Raw genomic sequence first — 19,377 nt, 5'->3', positions numbered from 1 at the left:
GTTATGCTGCACGCGCCCGCAATTCGTTGAAGCTTTCACTTCCTCCAAGAGATCACCGGGAAATCGCTGATGCGTATCGTCAATGTTGCCGCCGCCCAGATGGGTCCGATCCAGAAGGCCGACAGCCGCGAGGCCGTGGTCAGGCGCATGATCGCGCTGATGGACGAAGCCAAGAGCAAGGGCGCCGATTTGATCGTCTATCCGGAACTGGCGCTGACGACATTCTTTCCGCGCTGGTACGCGGAGGACCGCGCCGAGTTCGACATCTGGTTCGAGCGTGAGATGCCGAACGCGGCGACGAAGCCGCTATTCGAGCGCGCAGCGCAGCACCAGATGGCGATGAACTTCGGCTATGCGGAGCTGACACCGGACGGCCATCACTTCAACACGGCGATCCTGACCGACAAGTCCGGCAAGATCGTCGGCAAATATCGCAAGGTCCATCTGCCGGGCCATGTGGAGTACGACACCAAGCGCTCGCACCAGCATCTGGAGAAACGCTATTTCGAGCCGGGCGATCTCGGCTTCAACGTCTGGCGTGAGCTGGGCGGCATCATCGGCATGGCCATATGCAACGATCGGCGCTGGCCGGAGACATATCGCGTGATGGGCCTGCAGGGCGTCGAGATGGTGCTGATCGGCTACAACACGCCCTCCGTCAACGCGGAGCGAAGCGAGGAGGGCGTCGAGAAGCGCCTGTTTCACAACCGCCTCTCGGTGCAGGCCGGCGCCTATCAGAATTCGACCTGGGTCGTCGCGGTCGCCAAGGCCGGCAATGAGGATGGCCACCCGCTGTTCGGCGGCAGCCTGATCGTCGATCCCAACGGCGAGATCGTCACTGAAGCCAGGACGGAGGACGATGAACTCCTGCTCCATCCCTGCGATCTCGATGCCACAAAGTTTGGCAAGACCACGATCTTCAATTTCGCGCAGCATCGCCGGATCGAGCATTACGGCCTGATCACCAGCCAAACCGGCGCGGTGCCGCCGCCGGAGAAATGACGCCGATGTCGGATAATGGCATATCCTTGCGCGAGCTTGATCCGCGCGATCGCTACAAGCTGCTCTGCGGCGTAATCGTGCCGCGGCCGATCGCGCTGGTGACGACATTGGACGAGAACGGGGCGGTCAATGCGGCCCCGTTCAGCTTCTTCAACGTGTTCTCCGAGAGCCCCGCGCTGATCGTGCTCGGCCTTCAGCACAAGCCGGATCACAGCCCGAAGGATACCACCCGCAACATCCATCGCGACGGCGAGTTCGTCGTGCACATGGTGGATGAGGCGCTCTCGGTGGCGATGAACGATTGCGCGGTCGATTTCCCCTCGGGCGACAGCGAGGTCGCGGCGACCGGGCTTGCGACGCTTCCCTCCGTCGATGTGAAAGTGCCGCGCCTCGCGGCAGCGCCCTTTGCGCTGGAATGCCGGCGCCATGTGGTGCTGAACTTCTCGCCCGACCGGGAACTGCTGGTTGGCGAGGTGCTCAGGATTCACGCCCGTGAGGGCCTGGTCGACGAGGCCAACATGTATGTCGATCTCGACGCCTATCGGCCGATCGGCCGCATGTTCGGCAATCTCTACACCACCCAGCGGGATGTCTTTTCGCTGACGCGCGAGAGCCACGCGCAATGGCGCGCGCGGCAGGACGCCAAAGAGCTGAAGGACGCCTAGTGAGCCGAGAACTGCACCGTGCCCAGCGCCATCGTGACGGCCGCCTGTGTCGGGTCGATCACGGGAATGCCCAGCGCGTCTTCGAGCGGGCGGCGATGGCGCGCCATGCCGGCGCAGCCCATCACGATGGCGCGGGCGCCGTCCTGGTCGCGCAGCGCACGGCCGATTTCGATCATCTTCGCGAGTGTTCCGTCGCCCGAGGCGGTCTCCGCGACGCTCATGTTGAGCGGCCGCTCGCCGGCGAGGCGATCGGTCAATCCCATCTGCCTGAGATAGCGCATGTGGCGCGGGATCGAGCGCTGCGCGATGGCGATGACGCCGAACGTTTCGGCGCGGGCGAGCGCGGTCAGCACGCCGCACTCGGCAATGCCGAATACCGGCCGTTCCGTGCCTTCGCGGCAGACCTGAAGGCCGGGATCGCTATAGCAGGCGATGACGAAGGCCGAAGAGCTGTTGTCGCTTTCCACCAGCCGTCGCAGCGGCATCGCGACGCCGTCGACGTCGGCCTGGCTCTCAATGCCGAACGGACCCTCTGCCAGCGACTGGCAGACCAGTTCCGGTCCGCCCTCGAAACCGAGCGGCCTCAAGGCCTCCTCCAGCCCTTGCGTGACTGCAGGGTTGGAGTTCGGATTGATGACGAGAATGCGTGGCCGGGACATGATGGTCTTCCTACGAAACGGAGATCATTTGCCCAAGCCTATCACGGAGTGCCTCATGACTGAACCCACCTACGACCTGATCATCCGCGGCGGACGCGTCGCCACGACCACCGATGTCTTCGAGGCCGACGTTGCCATCTCCGGCGAGACCATCGCGGCCATCGGCCGCGGGCTTCCGGCGGCCAGGCGCGAGATCGATGCGCGCGGCAAGTTGGTGCTGCCTGGCGGCGTCGACAGCCACGCCCATATCGAGCAGCTGTCGGCCGCCGGTATCATGAATGCCGACACGTTCGAGAGCGCGACCGTCTCTGCCGCTTTCGGTGGCACCACCACGGTGATCCCGTTCGCCGCCCAGCATGTCGGCATGAAATTGCCGCAGGTGGTGGAGGATTATCACGCGCTGGCGAAGAAGGGCGCGGTGATCGACTACGCCTTTCACATGATCATTGCGGACGCGACCAAGGAGACGGTCGAAGAGCATATTCCGGCGCTGGTGAAGCAGGGCCACGCCTCGATCAAGATCTTCATGACCTATGACCGGCTCAAGGTCGACGACGAGCCGTTGCTCGACATCCTGCTCGCGGCGCGCCAGTCCGGCGCGATGCTGTGCGCCCATGCCGAGAACCACGGCATCATCGCCTGGATGGTCAAGCGACTGCTCGCGCGCGGCTACACCATGCCGAAATACCATGCCGTCAGTCATGCCCGTGTGTCGGAAGCGGAAGCTTTCACCCGGCTGATCGGCATGGCGGCGCTGATCGACCAGCCGATCATGATCTTCCATGTCTCGACCGCCGAAGGCGCCAAGGTGATCCGCGACTCGCGCGGGCAGGGGCTGAAGGTGTTCGCGGAGACTTGTCCGCAATATCTGTTCCTCACCGCCGCCGATCTCGACAAGCCCGGCGCCGAAGGCGCCAAGTGGATGTGCAGCCCGCCACCGCGCACGCATGCAGATCAGGAGGCGCTGTGGCAGTCGCTGTCGCTCGGCGACCTCCAGACCATCTCGTCGGATCACGCGCCCTATCGCTTTGACGAGACCGGCAAGCTGCGCGCCGGATCCAACCCCAATTTCAAGCAGGTCGCGAACGGGCTGCCGGGGCTGGAGCTGCGGCTGCCGCTGCTGTTCGACGCGATGGTCTCGAAGGGGCGGCTGGGCCTGGACAAGTTCGTCGAGCTGACCTCGACCGCGCCGGCAAAGATCTACAATCTGCACCCGCGCAAGGGCTCGATTGCGGTCGGCGCCGATGCCGATATCGCGATCTGGGATCCGAACCGCGAGGTCACGATTGCGGACGAGATGATGCATGATCTTACCGGCTACACGCCGTTCGCGGGGCGCAAGCTGAAGGGCTGGCCGGTGTCGGTGCTGTCGCGCGGCCGGGTCATCATCGACGGCGACAAGTGCCTCGCGAGCGCCGGCAGCGGAAAATTCCTGGCGCGCAGCGGCGGCGAGGCGGCGAAGCCGACGGGCCGGCTGGTCGCCGACATGGATCCGGAACGGAATTTCGGGGCCAAACTGCTGTGATCGTGGATCGCGCGCGATGAAAATCGTCATCTTCGGCGGCACCGGCTTTGTCGGCCTCAACCTCGCCGAGGTGCTGCTCGCGCGCGGGCACGAGGTGACGCTGTATGATCGTAAGCAACTTCCAGCGGGAGCGGAGCGGTCCTTTGCCGATCACCGGGAGCGGCTTACGATTGTTCAGGGCGAGATCACAGACGTCGAGAGGATCGACGCGCTCATAAAGAACGGTTGCGATGCGATCGTCCTTGGCGCTGCCATAACGGCCGGGGACCAGCTCGAACGGTCCGTCACCTCGAATATCCTCGAGATCAACGTGATGGCTCAGATACCGATCTTGAGCGCGGCGAACCGCCGTGGCGTTCGACGCGTGGTCAACCTCTCTTCCGCTTCCGCCTATGGTGCTGCGGGGCAGCGCCATCCGGTATTGGACGAGGAGACGCCCTGCGATCCAGTTTCCTTTTACGCGATCAGCAAGTTTACCTCGGAGCGATCGGTGGCACGCCTTGCCGAGCTGTGGGGCGGCGATTTCCTGAGCGTACGTTTGAGTGCGGTGTTCGGTCCGTGGGAACGGATCGGGAAGGTGCGAGATACGCCAAGCCTCCAGTTCCAGATTCTCGCCGAGTTCGCCCGCGGTGAGCCGGCGCTTCTTCCCGCGCCGGGCACCAAGGATTGGACCTACGCGCCCGACGCCGCCGAAGCGGTGGCGGTGCTGATCGAGGCCGAGCGGCCGCGCCACCGGCTCTACAACATCTCCAGCGGTGCGGCCTGGTCGGCGCTGCAATGGGGCGAGGCCTTTGCGGCGTTGCATCCCGGGCTGCAATGCCGGCTGGCCGCGCCGGGAGAAAGAACCGTCATCAAGCTCCACGGCGGGGATCGGGCGCCGCTGTCGGTCGAGCGGATGGCCGATGAGTTCGGCTGGCGCGCCCGGTTCGGCTGCGCGGAGTCGGCCGCTGCGATGAGCGCCTGGTGGATGCAGCACAAGGATGGGATCTGACATGCGGCTGCAGGGGCGCACGGCCATCATCACCGGAGCGGGCTCGGGCATCGGCCGGGCCAGCGCAAATCTGTTCGCGGAGGAGGGCGCGCATCTCGCTCTGGTCGATCGCGATGCCGCAGGGCTCGAAGAGACGTTGCGCTTGGTGGGCGAGGCCACGACGCATGTCGGCGACGTCGGCGATGCCGCATTCGCCGAGACCGTCGTAAGCGACGTTGTCTCTCGGCACGGCCGGCTCGACATCCTGATGACGGCGGCCGGATTTTCCGTCGGCGGCACGGTGCTGACCACGGATCCGGACGATTGGGATGCCGTGTTCCGCACCAATGTCGGTGGCACCTGGCTGTGGGCGCGGGCCGCGGTGCCGCAGATGCAGCGGCAGAACAGCGGCTCCATCATCACGCTGGCCTCGCAACTCGCGATCGCCGGCGGCAAGGGCAACAGTGCCTACATCGCTGCCAAGGGCGCCATCGTCAGCCTCACCCGCACGATAGCGGTGGATTTCGCCACCGACGGCATCCGCGTCAACGCCATCGCGCCGGGTGCGATCGACACGCCGATGCTTCGCCGCAGCTTTGCCCGGCATGGCAATGCCGACGAGGTGCGCGAAGCCTCCCGCAACCGCCATGCCATGAAGCGGTTCGGCGTGGCTGAGGAGATCGCGCAGACCGCGCTGCATCTGGCGAGCGACGCATCCTCGTTCACGACCGGCACGGTGATGGTGGTCGACGGAGGTTGGCTCGCGGCATGAGTGATGCGCTGACACAGCTCGAAGCGGGCATTCGCGCCGATCTCGCCAGGATCGCGCATCCCGGCGCCGCCTGGCTCGAACCGAAGATGGGGCCGGACGGCAAGCCCGCTCTGGACGTGCTCATCGTCGGCGCTGGCCAATCCGGCGTGGCCATCGGCTTCGGTCTGATGCGCTCCCGCGTCAGCAACATCCTGCTGCTCGACAAGGCCGCGGAGGGGATGGAGGGGCCGTGGCTGACCTATGCCCGCATGCCGACCTTGCGCAGCCCGAAGGACTATACGGGGCCCGACCTCGATATCCCGAGCCTGACATATCAGTCCTGGCATGAAGCCCGCTTCGGCAAGGAGAGCTGGCAGGGGCTTGGCCTGATCGAGCGCGAGCATTGGGCGGACTATCTGCTCTGGCTGCGACGCACGATAGACCTGCCTGTGCGCAACGGCTGCGAGCTTCTGGAGATTGCGCCGGCGGCCGATGGCCTGCTGGCTGCCATCGTGAAACGATCCGGAGAAGTCGAGACGCTCCATGCGCGCAAGATCGTGCTGGCGACGGGACAGGAGGGCATGGGCGGCTGGATGATCCCCGAGCCGCTGCGCGATCTTCCTACACGTTCGGTCGCAACCGTCGCCGACGAGATCGATTTCGAAAACCTTCGCGGCAAGCGCGTCGCCGTGATCGGTGCCGGCGCATCAGCGTTCGACAATGCGGCCACGGCGCTGGAGGCGGGCGCCAGTGAGGTGCACCTGCTCTGTCGGCGCGAGCAGATCCAGGTGATCCAGCCCTATCGCTGGCTGACCTTCCGCGGCTTCCTGCGCCACCTCAGCGATCTCGACGATGCCTGGCGTTGGCGCTTCATGCGCGCCATCCTGGAAATGCGGGAAGGATTTCCGCAAGCGACCTACGACCGCTGCGCGCGCCACGCCAATTTCACATTGCATGAGGGTGCGCCGCTCGAGGCCGCGTGCGCGACCGGAAAAGGTATTGAATTGCACACGCCGCTTGGCGCCATCGCGGCGGACTTCGTCATCTGCGGCACCGGTATCGATATGAACTTTGCCGCGCGCGGCGAGCTCAGTCGATTTTCTGGCAATATCGCGACCTGGGCCGACCGTTATCAGCCGCCGGACAACGAGCGCAACGCGCGGCTCGGCCGCTTCCCCTATCTCGCCGACGATTACGCCTTCACCGAGCGCGTGCCGGGCGAGACGCCCTGGATCTCCGACATCCATCTGTTCGCCATCGCCTCGACCATGAGTTTCGGCCCGTCGGGGTCATCAATCAACGCGATGACGACGGCCGTGCCGAAGCTGGTCCACGGCCTGACGCGTGGCCTATTCCGCGCCGATGTTGCGCGGCACTGGGCCTCGCTCAGCGCCTACGACGTGCCGCAGGCCGTGGTCACGCGGAGGGCGGGAAAGATAGGAGAAGCGCGATGATTATCCATGCGCCGCCGCGACGATGCGCCTCTGCGAGACTGGCGCGCAACTTGCTTCTTTCTTAACCTGCCTTGCTGGCATTCTTGTTCGAAATTCGGGGAAAAACCAATGCGTTTTGTGTCTTTCAGGCCGGCGTCCTCCGTGCTCGCCGCCGCTGCGCTGTTGCTCGTCGCCACCGCGCCTTCGCAGGCGCAAACCCGGGCGGAGACGCTGCGCTATGTCACCGGCGCATCCGTCAACACGCTCGATCCCAACATCCCCGGCTCGACGCGGGAATCGTTCGCGCTGAGCATGAGCACCTATGACCGGCTGGTGGCGTTCGGCCGCAAGCAGCTCAATGGCAAATGGGTGTTCGATCTCGACAAGATCACCGGCGAGCTCGCCGAATCCTACGACGTCAGTCCCGATGGTCTGAAGCTGACCTTCCGCCTGCGCAAGGACGCAAAATTCCAGGACGGCTCGCCGGTCACGGCCGAGGACGTGAAATGGTCGCTCGATCGCTGCGTCACCGCGCCGATCCTCGGCAAGGCGCAGCTGCTCACGGGCTCCCTGACGTCGGCCGATCAGTTCAAGGTGATCGATCCTCTCACGATCGAGGTAACGTTGCCGAAGCCCGACAAGCTCGCGCTGCCGAACCTCGCCACCGTCTATCCCATGATCATCAATTCGAAGGTGGCGAAGGAGCATGCGACCGCGGATGATCCCTGGGCCACCGCCTGGCTGAAGGAGCACACTGCCGGCAGCGGCGCCTATGTGATCGAGACGTTCAAGCCGGGCGAGCAGGTGATCGTCAAGCGCAACGAGGCCTGGAATCGCGGTTCGCCCGATAAGCCGGCGTTCTTCAAGCGCGTGATCATCCAGTCGGTGCCGGAGCCGGCGACCCGCGCCAATCTGGTCGAGCGCGGCGATGCCGATCTCGTGGTCGATCTCCAGGCCAGCGACGTGCAGTCGCTGGAGGCCAAGGGCAAGCTGAAGGTGATCTCGACCCCGCAATACAATTCGATCACCTTCGTCTCGATGAACAACCAGATCCCGCCCTTCGATAACGTCAATGTCCGCCGCGCCGTCGCCTTTGCGCTGCCCTATGACGACATGTTCAAGGCCGCTCTGTTCGGCCGCGGCGCGCCGCTGTTCGGTGCGAGCTGGCCGGACGGCAAGCCGCTGAACGGCATCTATCCGTTCCAGCAGCCCGTCAAGATCGACCTCGACAAGGCCAGGGAATATCTCAAGGCCGCAGGGCTCCCCGAGGGCTTCTCGACCACCTTCAGCTTCAATGTAGGCCAGGCCTCGACCGCCGAGCCGATGGCGGCGCTGGTCAAGGAGTCGCTCGGCAAGATCGGGATCAAGGTCGACATCCAGAAGCTGCCGGACGCGCAGATGTCGACGCAGATCAACGAGAAGAAGCTGCCCTTTTACACCGAAGGCATCGTCGCGTGGCTGCCGTCCACGGACTACTTCTACCGCAACTTCTACACCGGCAATCAGCGCTGGAACTACAGCTCGATCAACAACCCGGACCTTGCCGCGATCGCGCAGGAAGCCCGCTTCGAGCCGGATAAGGCGAAGTATGAGGAAGCGGGCCGCAAGCTCAACGCGATGCATTTCGATTTGATGCCGCAAATCATGCTGTGGCAGCCGAACCAGGATGCGGTGATGGCGTCCTCGATCGAGGGCTACACCTACGAGTTCCACCGCCAGGTCGACTATCGCGATGTCAGCCGCAAGTGATAGCGTCAGTCCAAAGGAGCTCTAGAAGGTGAGGACCGGTCTTGGCGCAACGATGGTGCGGGCGGGCAGGCGGCTGCTGTCGTCGCTGCCGGCGCTGTTCGGTGTGCTGGTCTTCACTTTCCTCCTGATGCGCGTCCTGCCCGGCGACCCCGCGGTGTTCTTCGCCTCCGGGCCCAATGCCGGCAAGGAGGAGATCGAGCAGATCCGCAAGCAGATGGGGCTCGACAAATCGGTGCCGGAGCAGCTCGTGTTCTACCTCTCCGACATCGGCCGCGGCAATCTCGGCCGCTCCATGATGACCGGGCAGCCGGTGCTGAAGGATCTGCGCGAGCGGCTGCCGGCCTCGCTCGAGCTCACCTTCACCGCGCTCCTGATCGCGCTGATCGCCGCGGTGCCGCTCGGCGTGGTCGCGGCCTTGAAGCCGGGCTCGGTCGTCGATCACGGCGTCCGGCTGTTCTGCGCGCTCGGCGTCTGCGTGCCGACCTTCGTGTCGGGCCTGCTGCTGATCTACGTCTTCTACTATCTGCTCGGCCTTGCACCCGATCCGACAGGGCGGATCGACGTCTTCACGTCGCTGCCGCCGCAGCACACCGGGTTTCTCTCGATCGACTTCCTGCTCGCCGGTGATTTCGAGGGATGGTGGGCGGCCTGCAAGCAATTGATCCTGCCGGCGGTGAGCATGGCGCTGTTCGTGATCGCGCCGCTGGCGCGGATCACGCGTGCCTCGATGCTGGTCTCGCTCGGCAGCGACTTCGTGCGCACCGCGCGCTCGGTCGGGTTGTCCTGGCGCAAGGTGGTCGTGACCTACGCGCTGCGCAATGCGATCCTGCCCGTCATCACCATCGCCGGCATCGTGTTCTCGACCATGCTGGGCGCCAATGTGCTGGTGGAGAAGGTGTTCTCCTGGCCGGGCGTTGCCTCCTACGCGCTCGATGCGCTGCTATCCTCCGACTATGCGCCGGTGCAGGGCTTTGTGCTGCTGATGGCCAGCCTGTTCGTGCTGGTTAATCTGGTCGTGGACATCTGCTACGGCATCGCCGATCCCAGGGTCTCGATCGGATGACCAGCGCAACCCTCCGCCATTCGGTCTGGATCCTGCGCGGCAACCCGCTCACCGCCGTTGCCGCCACCGGTGTACTCCTGTTCGTGCTGGTTGCGATCTTCGGACCGTGGATCGTGCCTTACGATCCCGTAGCCTCCAACGTCTCGGAGGCGTTGCTGCCGCCGAGCGCGGCGCACATCGCCGGCACCGACCAACTCGGACGCGACGTGTTCAGCCGTCTCATCATCGCCGCGCGTCTTGATCTCGCCATTGCGGTCTCGGCCGTCGGCATCTCCTTCGCGATCGGTGCGGTGGTCGGCTCCTTCTGTGGCTATGCCGGCGGCCGGCTCGACCGCGGGGTCGGCCGTTTCGTCGACGTGATGATGGCCTTTCCGCTGTTCGTGCTGGCGATGGCCATGGTCGCAGCCCTCGGCAACCGGATCGAGAACATCGTGATCGCAACCGCGATCATCAATCTTCCCTTCTACATCCGCTTCGCGCGGGCCGAGGTCAATGTCCGCCGGAATGTCGGTTGGGTCGAGGCGGCGCGGGCCTGCGGCGAGAGCCATTTCTCGGTGGTGCTGCGCTTCCTGCTGCCGAACATCCTGCCGGCGATGGCGGTGCAGATCTCGCTCAACCTCGGCTGGGCCATTCTCAACGCCGCGGGCCTGTCCTTCATCGGTCTGGGCGTCAAGCCGCCGACGCCGGAATGGGGCATCATGGTAGCGGAAGGCGCGCGCTTCATCTCGACCGGGCGGTGGTGGCTGGTCGCATTTCCGGGGCTGGCGCTGATGATGGCCGTGCTGTGCTTCAATCTCCTCGGGGACGGGATGCGGGACATTCTCGACCCCCGCATGCGCACATGAGCGAGGCGCTGCTCAACATTGACGACCTCCACGTCGCGTTCTCGACGCGACGCGGCATGGTCGAGGCCGTGCGCGGCGTGACGCTCACCGTCGAGAAGGGCGAGATGCTCGGCCTCGTCGGCGAGAGTGGCTCGGGCAAGTCGGTGACCGGCTTTGCCACGACGCGGCTGCTCGACGCGGCCGGCCGCGTTACCGGCGGCAAGATCCTGTTTCGCGGGCAGGACGTGACAAAACTCAGGGGCGACGACCTTCGTCAGCTCCAGGGCGCCGCGATGTCGATGATCTTCCAGAACCCGCGGGCGGCGCTCAATCCGATCCGGGCCATCGGCCTGCAGATCGCGGACGCAATCCTCACCCATAAGCGCATCTCGAAAGAGGCCGCGCGGGGCGAGGCGCTGGACCTGCTGCGCGCCGTTCAGATCCGTGAGCCCGAGGCGCGGATGAACGCCTATCCGCATGAGCTCTCCGGCGGCATGTGCCAGCGCGTCATGATCGCGATCGCGATCTCCTGCAATCCCGCGCTGCTGATCGCGGACGAGCCGACCACCGGCCTCGACGTCACCACGCAAAAAGTGGTGATGGATCTCCTGGCGGACATCGCCGCCGCGCGCGGCATGGCCACGATCCTGATCACGCACGATCTCGGGCTCGCGGCGCGCTATTGCCGCCGTATTGCCGTGATGGAACGTGGCCGCATCGTCGAGGAGGCGAGTCCCAGGACACTCTTCAGCGCGCCACAGCACGCCTATACGAGGCGCCTGGTCGCGGCATCGCCGACCGCGACGTCCCGTATCGAAGATCTCGTGACGGAAGAGGAGCGGGAGCGCTACGCGACTGTCGTCGGCAAGCCCCGAGCGGAGCTCGCGCACGGCACGCCGCCGCTTCTGGAGGTGCGAAAACTGGCAAAGCGTTTCGACCAGGGCTCTGCTGCGGTGGCCGACTTCTCGATGACGATGGCCGGTGGCGAGAGCGTCGGTCTCGTCGGCGAGTCCGGGTCCGGCAAGAGCACGACGTCGCGGATGATCTGCCGCCTGATCGACCCGAGCGAAGGCGACATCGTGTTCGACGGGCATTCGATCGGCCACGTGGCCTCGCGCGACTTTCACCGCTCGCCCTTGCGCAAAGACATTCAGATGGTGTTCCAGGATCCGAACGAGAGCCTCAACCCGCGCTTTACGGCCTTCGATTGTATCGCCCACCCCCTGATGCGGCTTGGCGGCATGCGGGCGGGTGAGGCGCTGCGCGAACGGGTGGAAGAATGTGCGGAGCGGGTCGGGCTGCCGCTGGATCTGTTGCCGCGCTTTCCGCACCAGCTCTCCGGCGGCCAGAAGGCCCGCGTCGGCATCGCCCGCGCCATCGCCTGCCGGCCGCGGCTGCTGGTGCTGGACGAGCCGACGGCCGCGCTCGACGTCTCGGTGCAGGCGGTTGTGCTGCAACTGCTCGACCGCCTCAGGCGCGAGAACGACATCGCGCTGCTGTTCGTCAGCCACGATCTCAACGTGGTGCGCATGCTTTGCGACCGCACCATCGTGCTGCGCAATGGCGGAATCGTCGAGCAGGGCGAGAGCCGGGCGCTGTTCGACAATCCGAAGACGGACTACACGCGCAAGCTGGTCGAGGCCATCCCGCATATCGAGACCGGCGAGATGCTGGCGGCAGCTCTGTGAGGCCTGGGCCGGCCCAAAAGACATTGAGATCCCGCTGGCGAAGGTCCGGTTAGTGGCATACCATTTGCACGCCAACGGGTTCTGGTTTCACCTGCTCTTGGCCAACGATGGCCGGCATCACGGCATTAACGGGAGGACTTCATGGATCGCAGGACCGTATTGAAGGGACTGGCTGGCGCGGGCGGTCTGGCATTGACGGGCCTCTCGGCCCCCGCGATCGCGCAAGGCGCATCAGCCCGCACCCTCCGCTTCGTGCCGCAAGCCAATCTCGCCAATTTCGATCCGATCTGGGGCACGCAATATGTCGTGCGCAATGCCGCCGCGCTGGTCTGGGACACGCTTTACGGCATCGACGCGCAGCTGCAGCCGCAGCGGCAGATGGTCGAGTCCGAGGAGACTTCGGACGACGGCAAGATCTGGACGTTCAAGCTGCGCCCCGGTCTCAAGTTCCACGACGGCGAGCCGGTGCTGAGCAAGGATGTCGTCGCGAGCCTGTCGCGCTGGGCTGCGCGCGATCCGATGGGGCTGATGATCCTCGCCAACCAGCAGGAATTGACCGTCGTCGACGACCGCACCTTCAAATGGGTCTTGAAGCAGCCCTTCCCGAAAATGCTCTACGCGCTCGCCAAGAACAACGCGCCGTGCTCCTTCGTCATGCCCGAGCGCATTGCCAAGACGGATCCGTTCAAGCAGATCACCGAGTATGTCGGCTCCGGGCCGATGAAGTTCGCCAAGGGCGAATGGGTGCCAGGCGCCAAGGCCGTGTTCGAGAAGTTCACCGACTACGTGCCGCGCCAGGAGAAGCCGTCGTGGCTCGCAGGCGGCAAGCAGATGCAGCTCGATCGCATCGAATGGATCGTGATGCCGGATCCGGCCACCGCGGCCGCCGCCCTGCAGAACGGCGAGGTCGACTGGTGGGAGAACCCGATCGCCGATCTCGTGCCCGTGCTGAAGAAGAACAAGAACATCAGCGTCGATATCGGCGATCCCCTCGGCAATATCGGCTCGTTCCGCATGAACCATCTGTTCGCGCCGTTCAACGACGTGCGGGCGCGGCGCGCGGTGCTGATGGCGATGAGCCAGGAAGACTACATGCGCGCGATCGTCGGCGACGACAACGCATTGTGGAAATCGCTGCCTGGCTTCTTCACGCCGGACACCCCGCTCTACAGCGAGTTGGGTGGCGAGATCCTGAAGGGCAAGCGCGATCTCGATGCGGCCAAGAAGCTGCTGGCCGAGAGCGGTTATTCCGGCCAGCCGGTGACGTGCCTCGTGGCGCAGGATCAGCCGATCACCAAGGCGCAAGGCGACGTCACCGCGGATCTCCTGAAGCGGCTCGGCATGAATGTCGACTTCGTCGCGACGGACTGGGGCACGGTCGGCTCGCGCCGCGCGGCGAAGACGCCGCCCGGGCAGGGTGGCTGGAACATGTTCCACAGCTGGCATGCCGGCGCCGACTGCATCACGCCCGCCGCCTACACCGCCATCCGCGCCAATGGCGAGAAGGCCTGGTTCGGCTGGCCCAATAGCCCGAATACCGAGAAGGAGATCACGACCTGGTTCGACGCCAAGAATCTCGAGGAGGAGAAGGCGGCGATCGGGCGGGTCAACAAGGCCGCGCTCGAGGATGTCGTCTATGCGCCGACCGGCTTCTTCCTGACCTACACAGCCTGGCGCAAGAACGTCTCCGGCATCACCAAGGGGCCGCTGCCGTTCTTCTGGGGCGTGTCGAAGTCTGCATGATCGTGCGTTGAGGCCAGATGCTCTCCTACATCCTCCGTCGCATCGTCGCGACCCTGCCGGTCATGGCCATCGTCGCGCTGTTCGTGTTCAGCCTGCTCTACATCGCGCCGGGCGATCCCGCCGTGGTGATCGCGGGCGACCAGGCGAGCCCGGAGGATGTGGAGCGCATCCGCCAGAGCCTCGGTCTCGATCGCCCCTTCCTGGTCCAGTTCGGAAGCTGGGTCTGGCGTATCCTGCACGGCGATCTCGGCACCTCGATCTTCACCAATTTGCCGGTCTCGGCGATGATCGGGCAGCGCCTCGGACCGACGCTGTCGCTGATGATCGTCACGCTGCTGCTCACGATCGTGGTGGCGGTGCCGCTCGGCGTGGTGGCGGCCTGGAAGGCCGGCAGCCTGATCGACCGCGTCATCATGGGCTTTGCCGTGTTCGGTTTCTCGCTGCCCGTCTTCGTGGTCGGCTACATGCTCGCCTACATCTTCGCGCTCGAGCTCGAATGGCTGCCGGTGCAGGGCTATACGCCGCTCAACCAAGGCTTCTGGCCCTGGCTCGAGAACCTGATCCTGCCGGCGATCGCCCTCGGCTGCGTCTACATTGCCCTGGTCGCGCGCATCACCCGCGCCGCCATGCTCGAAGTCTTGCAGCAGGACTATATTCGCACCGCCAAGGCCAAGGGCTTGGGGCAGGGCGGCATCCTGTTCATCCACGCGCTGAAGAACGCGGCGGTGCCGATCGTGACCGTGATCGGGATCGGTATCGCGCTGCTGATCGGCGGCGCGGTGGTGACCGAGAGCGTGTTCGCGATTCCCGGCCTCGGCCGGCTCACGATCGATGCCATCCTGCGCCGCGACTATCCCGTCATCCAGGGCATCGTCCTGCTGTTCAGCTTCGTCTACGTCCTCGTCAATCTGATGATCGACGTCATTTACACGCTCGTTGACCCGAGGATCCGCTATTGACCGATACGACCGTCAATCCGCAATCGCTTCCGGCCGGGCTCGTTCTTGCGCCACAACTGCCTGAAATCCTGCGGCCGGTCACGATCCGGCGCGGCTTCGTCGGGTTCTTGCGCGGCCATCCCACGGTCGCGATCGGCGGCGCGCTGCTGCTGGCGCTCGTCCTGATCGCGATCTTTGCGCCCTATCTCTGGACGGTCGACCCGACCGCGCTCGCCCCCGCCAAGCGCACCCGGGCGCCGTCGGCCGATTTCTGGTTCGGCACCGACGTGCTCGGCCGCGACATCTATTCACGCGTACTGTTCGGTGCGCGGGTCTCGCTCACGGTCGGCCTGTCGGTCGCTATCTTCGCATCCGTGGCCGGCCTGGCCATCGGCATGGTCTCCGGCTTCATCCGCTGGGCCGACGGCATTCTGATGCGCTTCATGGACGGCTTGATGTCGATCCCGCCGATCCTGCTGGCGATCGCGCTGATGGCGCTGACGCGGGGGAGCGTCGGCAACGTCATCCTCGCCATCACCGTTGCCGAGATCCCGCGCGTTTCGAGGCTCGTGCGCAGCGTGGTGCTGTCGTTGCGCGAGCAGCCTTATGTGGATGCCGCAATCGCCTGCGGCACGCGCACGCCGATGATCATCCTGCGCCACATCCTGCCCAATACGCTTGCGCCCATGCTGGTGCAGGCGACCTATATCTGCGCCAGCGCCATGATCACCGAGGCGATCCTGTCCTTCATCGGCGCCGGCACGCCGCCGACCATTCCGTCCTGGGGCAACATCATGGCCGAGGGCCGCGCGCTGTGGCAGGTCAAGCCCTACATCGTGTTCTTTCCGGCGGCCTTCCTCTCGGTCACCGTGCTTGCGGTGAATCTACTCGGCGACGGTCTCCGCGATGCGCTCGATCCGCGCATGGCCAAGCGTCTCTGACCGGGGTTGATCGCGATGGCGCTGCTCGAAGTCGAAAACCTCCAGACCCACTTTCGTACCCCGGGCGGCATCAACCGCGCGGTGGATGGGGTGTCCTTCCATGTCAACGAGGGCGAGACGCTCGCCATCGTCGGTGAATCCGGCTGCGGCAAGTCGGTGACATCGATGTCCTTGATGCGGCTGATCCCGGAGCCGCCGGGCAGGATCGCAGGCGCGATCCGCTTTGCAGGGAGAGACCTGCTGCAACTCTCCGATCGCGAGATGCGCGCGATCCGCGGCAACGACATCTCGATGATCTTTCAGGAGCCGATGACGAGCCTCAATCCGGTGCTGACCGTCGGCCGGCAGATCCGCGAGACCTTGATGATCCATCAGGGCCTGGACAAGCAGGCCGCCGAGGCGCACGCGATCGAGATGCTGACGCTGGTTGGCATCCCCGAGCCGAAACGCCGCGTGCGCGAATATCCGCACCAGCTCTCCGGCGGCATGCGCCAGCGCGTCATGATCGCGATTGCGCTGGCCTGCAATCCCAAGCTTCTCATTGCCGACGAGCCGACCACCGCGCTCGACGTGACGATCCAGGCGCAGATCCTGAAGCTGATGCTGGACCTCAAGCGACGGGTCGGCGCGGCCATCATCCTGATCACCCACGATCTCGGCGTCGTCGCGGAGATCGCTGAGCGCGTCATGGTGATGTATGCGGGCCGCAAGGTCGAGGAGGCGCTGGTGGCAGAACTGTTCCGCGCGCCGCGGCATCCCTATACGCAAGGCTTATTAGGTGCGGTGCCGCGGCTCGGCTCGTCGCTGACGGGCACGGCAAGACGGCTCGCCGAAATTCCCGGGCAGGTGCCCGATCTCAGAAAGCCGATCACCGGCTGCGTCTTTGCCGGCCGCTGCGCGCTTGCGACCGATCTCTGTCGTCAATATGCGCCGGGGCTCGAAGAGAAAGGCCCTCGTCACGTCGCCGCCTGCCACTATGCGGCCAAGGGAGCTGTCGCGGCATGAGCCCTCCGCTGCTCCAGGTCAACGACCTCAAGAAGCACTTTCCGGTCAAGTCCGGCCTGTTCGGCCGCAAGTCCGAATTCGTCTATGCGGTCGATGGCGTCTCCTTCGAGATCGCGCGCGGCGAGACGCTGTCGCTGGTCGGTGAGTCCGGCTGCGGCAAGTCGACGGTCGGGCGCGCCATTTTGCGGCTGTTCGACATCACCGCAGGGCAGGTCATCCTCGACGGCCAGCGTATCGACGACGCACATCCGGGCACGATGCGCCAGATGCGCCGGCGCGTGCAGGTGGTGTTCCAGGACCCGTTCTCCAGCCTCAATCCGCGCATGCGGGTGCGCGACATCCTGGCCGAACCGATCCGGAATTTCGGCCTCGCCAAATCCGCCGAGGATCTCGAGGTCCGCGTCACCTCTCTGATGGACACCGTGCGCCTGCCGCGCGAGGCGCTGAACCGCAGGCCGCACGAGTTCTCCGGCGGCCAGCGCCAGCGCATCGGCATCGCCCGCGCGCTCGCGGCCGAGCCCGAGCTGATCGTGTGCGACGAGGCGGTCTCGGCGCTCGACGTCTCGGTCAAGGCGCAGATCGTCAATTTGCTGCAGGATCTCCAGAGCGAGTTCGGCCTCGCGTTGCTGTTCATCAGCCACGACCTCGCGATCGTCGAGCACATGACCCACCGCGTGGCCGTGATGTATCTCGGCAAGATCGTCGAGATAGCGCCGCGCCGAGAGATCTTTGCCGCGCCAAGGCATCCCTACACCAGAGCGCTGCTGTCCGCGGTGCCGCTCCCCGAGCCCGGCGCCCAGCGCAATCCCATCATCCTCAAGGGTGACGTGCCGAGCCCGATCAATCCGCCGAAGGGATGCCGCTTCCACACCCGCTGCCCGCTCGTCTTCGATCGCTGCCGGGTCGAAGAGCCGGTGCTTCGCGCAGTTGGGACCGAGCAGTGGGTGGCCTGTCATCTCGAAGACGGAACTGTGGCGACGAGCGGCTGAAGGGTGAGATTCGCGCCGGAAATTCGTCAGCAAAAACAACCCCATTCTACTGTGCATGGGGTTGTTCTCGCATTTTTGATGGGGCCCGGCCTCAACCCTGCCGGCGCAGGAAGCCCGTGATCGTCACCTTTTCCCAGATGCCGGCCGCGGCAAAGGGGTCGGCACGGTTGAAGGCCTCGACGTCGCCACGGCCGGGGGCCTCGATCAGGAACAGGCTGCCGATCATGGTTTGACCATCGTCGGAGACGAGCGGCCCCGACATCACGATCTTGACGCCGAAGCGCGAGGTGTCGCTCAGGAACGCCTTGTGGGCATCGTAGTTGGCGAGCCGGGTCGGCAGCGCGCCGGCGCGGTCGACGGCGTGAATGGCGAACAGCATGGTGGTCTCCGTTTCTTGACTTTGGTTCTTGGGACGGCCGCGAGAGGCGGCCGTCCGGACGTGATGGGTGGACTTACTTCGCGCTGAGCTTGCCGGCATCCTCGAAGGTCGGGCAGGTCCGCTGCTCCAGCGGCACGTCGAAAGGCCCAAAATTGTCCTTGGTGATGACGGTCGGCTTCAGCACGATCTCGGCGATGACCGGCTGATTGCGCAGGGACCGGATCGCCATCATGGTGCCGAGGCAGCCTTGCGCAAATCCGTTATAGTCGCCGCTGGCGAGCAGCTTGCCGGATTTGATCGCGTCGATGGCCTCCTTGGTGCCGTTGATGCCGATCACCTGGGCCTTGCGGTTGGCGCCGTCGAGCGCCTCGATCGCACCGACCGCCATGGCGTCGTTGGCCGCCAGCACGCCGTCGATCTGCGAATTCGACTGCATTAAATTTTCCATGACCTGGAGCGCCTGGAGCCGCTGGTAGTTGCCCGGCTGCGAGGCCAGGAGTTTCGCACCGGGGGTCTCCTTCAGCGCGTCGTTGAAGCCGCGGACGCGGTCGACATTGGTCAGCGAACCCTTGACGCCCTCGATGATGACGATGTTGCCCTTGCCGCCGAGCGTCTTGAGCAGGAACCGCGCGGTCTCGAGCCCGAGGCTGTAATCGTCGGCGCCGACGAAGGAGAGGAACTTGCCGCCCGCGGAGCGGTCGGTGATGTTGACGACGGGGATCTTGGCTTCGTTGATCTTCTCGACCCCTGGCACCATCGCCTTGTAGTCGACCGGCGTGAACACGATCGCGCTCGGCTTCTTCACCACGACGTCCTCGATCTGGCTCAGCTGCTCCGGGATCGAATCCGGCTTGGTCGGGATGTATTGCAGCGTCTTGGCGTTCAGCGTCTTCGCCATGTTGTCGGCGCCGACGCGCACCGTCTGGAAGAACGGGTTGGTCTGGTTCTTGGTGAAGACGGCGATGGTCTCGCCGTCGGCGCGCGCCTGCGTGGTGAACGCGGCCGCCATCAGCAACGGCAGCGCCAGATAGCCCAGTTTCTGTCTCATATTGC

Annotated in this window: 18 protein-coding genes; 15 read left to right on the top strand and 3 right to left on the bottom strand. The window is 65.1% G+C overall.

Annotation, left to right across the window (positions count from 1 at the left end; translation table 11 throughout):
* Positions 1 to 69: 69 nt before the first annotated feature.
* Both BM190_RS15395 and BM190_RS15390 read left to right on the top strand, forming a co-directional pair.
* The gene (locus tag BM190_RS15395; protein WP_092256142.1) at positions 70 to 1,002 is read left to right on the top strand and encodes an N-carbamoyl-D-amino-acid hydrolase; all 933 of its coding nucleotides are present in this window, start codon (positions 70 to 72) and stop codon (positions 1,000 to 1,002) included.
* On the top strand, positions 999 to 1,667 hold the full coding sequence (locus tag BM190_RS15390) for a flavin reductase family protein (protein ID WP_092256140.1): 669 nt from the start codon (positions 999 to 1,001) through the stop codon (positions 1,665 to 1,667). The genes BM190_RS15395 and BM190_RS15390 overlap by 4 nt, the downstream gene beginning before the upstream one ends.
* Here BM190_RS15390 and BM190_RS15385 read toward each other — a convergent pair.
* On the bottom strand, positions 1,664 to 2,326 hold the full coding sequence (locus BM190_RS15385; RefSeq protein WP_018315984.1) for an aspartate/glutamate racemase family protein: 663 nt from the start codon (positions 2,324 to 2,326) through the stop codon (positions 1,664 to 1,666). The genes BM190_RS15390 and BM190_RS15385 overlap by 4 nt on opposite strands.
* Before the next feature lie 55 nt (positions 2,327 to 2,381).
* Between BM190_RS15385 and hydA the strand changes: the two genes are divergently transcribed.
* The 13 genes from hydA (at position 2,382) to BM190_RS15320 (ending at position 17,945) form a co-directional block, all read left to right on the top strand.
* Entirely contained in the window at positions 2,382 to 3,851 is a 1,470-nt protein-coding gene (gene hydA / locus BM190_RS15380) for a dihydropyrimidinase (RefSeq protein ID WP_092256137.1), read from the top strand.
* A 16-nt stretch (positions 3,852 to 3,867) separates the two neighbouring features.
* Complete coding sequence (locus tag BM190_RS15375; protein ID WP_092256134.1) at positions 3,868 to 4,842, top strand: NAD-dependent epimerase/dehydratase family protein; 975 nt, start codon at positions 3,868 to 3,870, stop codon at positions 4,840 to 4,842.
* A gap of 1 nt (position 4,843) precedes the next feature.
* On the top strand, positions 4,844 to 5,593 hold the full coding sequence (locus BM190_RS15370) for an SDR family oxidoreductase (RefSeq protein WP_092256131.1): 750 nt from the start codon (positions 4,844 to 4,846) through the stop codon (positions 5,591 to 5,593).
* Positions 5,590 to 7,026: an NAD(P)-binding domain-containing protein gene (locus tag BM190_RS15365; RefSeq protein WP_092256128.1), complete on the top strand. Its 1,437-nt coding sequence runs from the start codon at positions 5,590 to 5,592 to the stop codon at positions 7,024 to 7,026. Before BM190_RS15370 ends, BM190_RS15365 begins: the two co-directional genes overlap by 4 nt.
* A gap of 108 nt (positions 7,027 to 7,134) precedes the next feature.
* The gene (locus BM190_RS15360; RefSeq protein WP_092256126.1) at positions 7,135 to 8,754 is read left to right on the top strand and encodes an ABC transporter substrate-binding protein; all 1,620 of its coding nucleotides are present in this window, start codon (positions 7,135 to 7,137) and stop codon (positions 8,752 to 8,754) included.
* A gap of 28 nt (positions 8,755 to 8,782) precedes the next feature.
* Positions 8,783 to 9,817: an ABC transporter permease gene (locus BM190_RS15355; RefSeq protein ID WP_026201579.1), complete on the top strand. Its 1,035-nt coding sequence runs from the start codon at positions 8,783 to 8,785 to the stop codon at positions 9,815 to 9,817.
* The gene (locus BM190_RS15350) at positions 9,814 to 10,662 is read left to right on the top strand and encodes an ABC transporter permease (RefSeq protein WP_018315991.1); all 849 of its coding nucleotides are present in this window, start codon (positions 9,814 to 9,816) and stop codon (positions 10,660 to 10,662) included. Before BM190_RS15355 ends, BM190_RS15350 begins: the two co-directional genes overlap by 4 nt.
* Positions 10,659 to 12,329: a nickel ABC transporter ATP-binding protein NikE gene (gene nikE, locus BM190_RS15345; RefSeq protein ID WP_092256123.1), complete on the top strand. Its 1,671-nt coding sequence runs from the start codon at positions 10,659 to 10,661 to the stop codon at positions 12,327 to 12,329. Before BM190_RS15350 ends, nikE begins: the two co-directional genes overlap by 4 nt.
* Before the next feature lie 141 nt (positions 12,330 to 12,470).
* Positions 12,471 to 14,072 carry an ABC transporter substrate-binding protein gene (locus BM190_RS15340; protein WP_092256119.1) on the top strand — a complete coding sequence of 534 codons (1,602 nt, stop codon included), beginning with the start codon at positions 12,471 to 12,473 and terminating at the stop codon, positions 14,070 to 14,072.
* 17 nt (positions 14,073 to 14,089) lie between these two features.
* A complete protein-coding gene (locus BM190_RS15335) occupies positions 14,090 to 15,031 on the top strand; it encodes an ABC transporter permease (protein WP_018315994.1) in 942 nt (313 codons plus the stop codon).
* Positions 15,028 to 15,951, top strand: a complete 924-nt coding sequence (locus tag BM190_RS15330) for an ABC transporter permease (RefSeq protein WP_018315995.1) — start codon at positions 15,028 to 15,030, stop codon at positions 15,949 to 15,951. Before BM190_RS15335 ends, BM190_RS15330 begins: the two co-directional genes overlap by 4 nt.
* 15 nt (positions 15,952 to 15,966) lie before the next feature.
* Complete coding sequence (locus tag BM190_RS15325) at positions 15,967 to 16,956, top strand: ABC transporter ATP-binding protein (protein ID WP_092256116.1); 990 nt, start codon at positions 15,967 to 15,969, stop codon at positions 16,954 to 16,956.
* On the top strand, positions 16,953 to 17,945 hold the full coding sequence (locus BM190_RS15320; RefSeq protein ID WP_092256113.1) for an ABC transporter ATP-binding protein: 993 nt from the start codon (positions 16,953 to 16,955) through the stop codon (positions 17,943 to 17,945). The genes BM190_RS15325 and BM190_RS15320 overlap by 4 nt, the downstream gene beginning before the upstream one ends.
* A 91-nt stretch (positions 17,946 to 18,036) precedes the next feature.
* Here the strand turns inward: BM190_RS15320 and BM190_RS15315 are convergent, their stop codons facing one another.
* On the bottom strand, positions 18,037 to 18,324 hold the full coding sequence (locus tag BM190_RS15315) for a YciI family protein (protein ID WP_038970499.1): 288 nt from the start codon (positions 18,322 to 18,324) through the stop codon (positions 18,037 to 18,039).
* 73 nt (positions 18,325 to 18,397) lie between these two features.
* Entirely contained in the window at positions 18,398 to 19,372 is a 975-nt protein-coding gene (locus BM190_RS15310) for a sugar ABC transporter substrate-binding protein (protein ID WP_092256110.1), read from the bottom strand.
* Between the last annotated feature and the right edge of the window lie 5 nt (positions 19,373 to 19,377).

The sequence above is a fragment of the Bradyrhizobium sp. Rc3b genome (assembly GCF_900114915.1).
GTDB lineage: Bacteria > Pseudomonadota > Alphaproteobacteria > Rhizobiales > Xanthobacteraceae > Bradyrhizobium.
The sequence above is the reverse complement of the archived record's forward strand: the minus strand, read 5'-3'. Positions and strand labels throughout refer to the sequence as shown.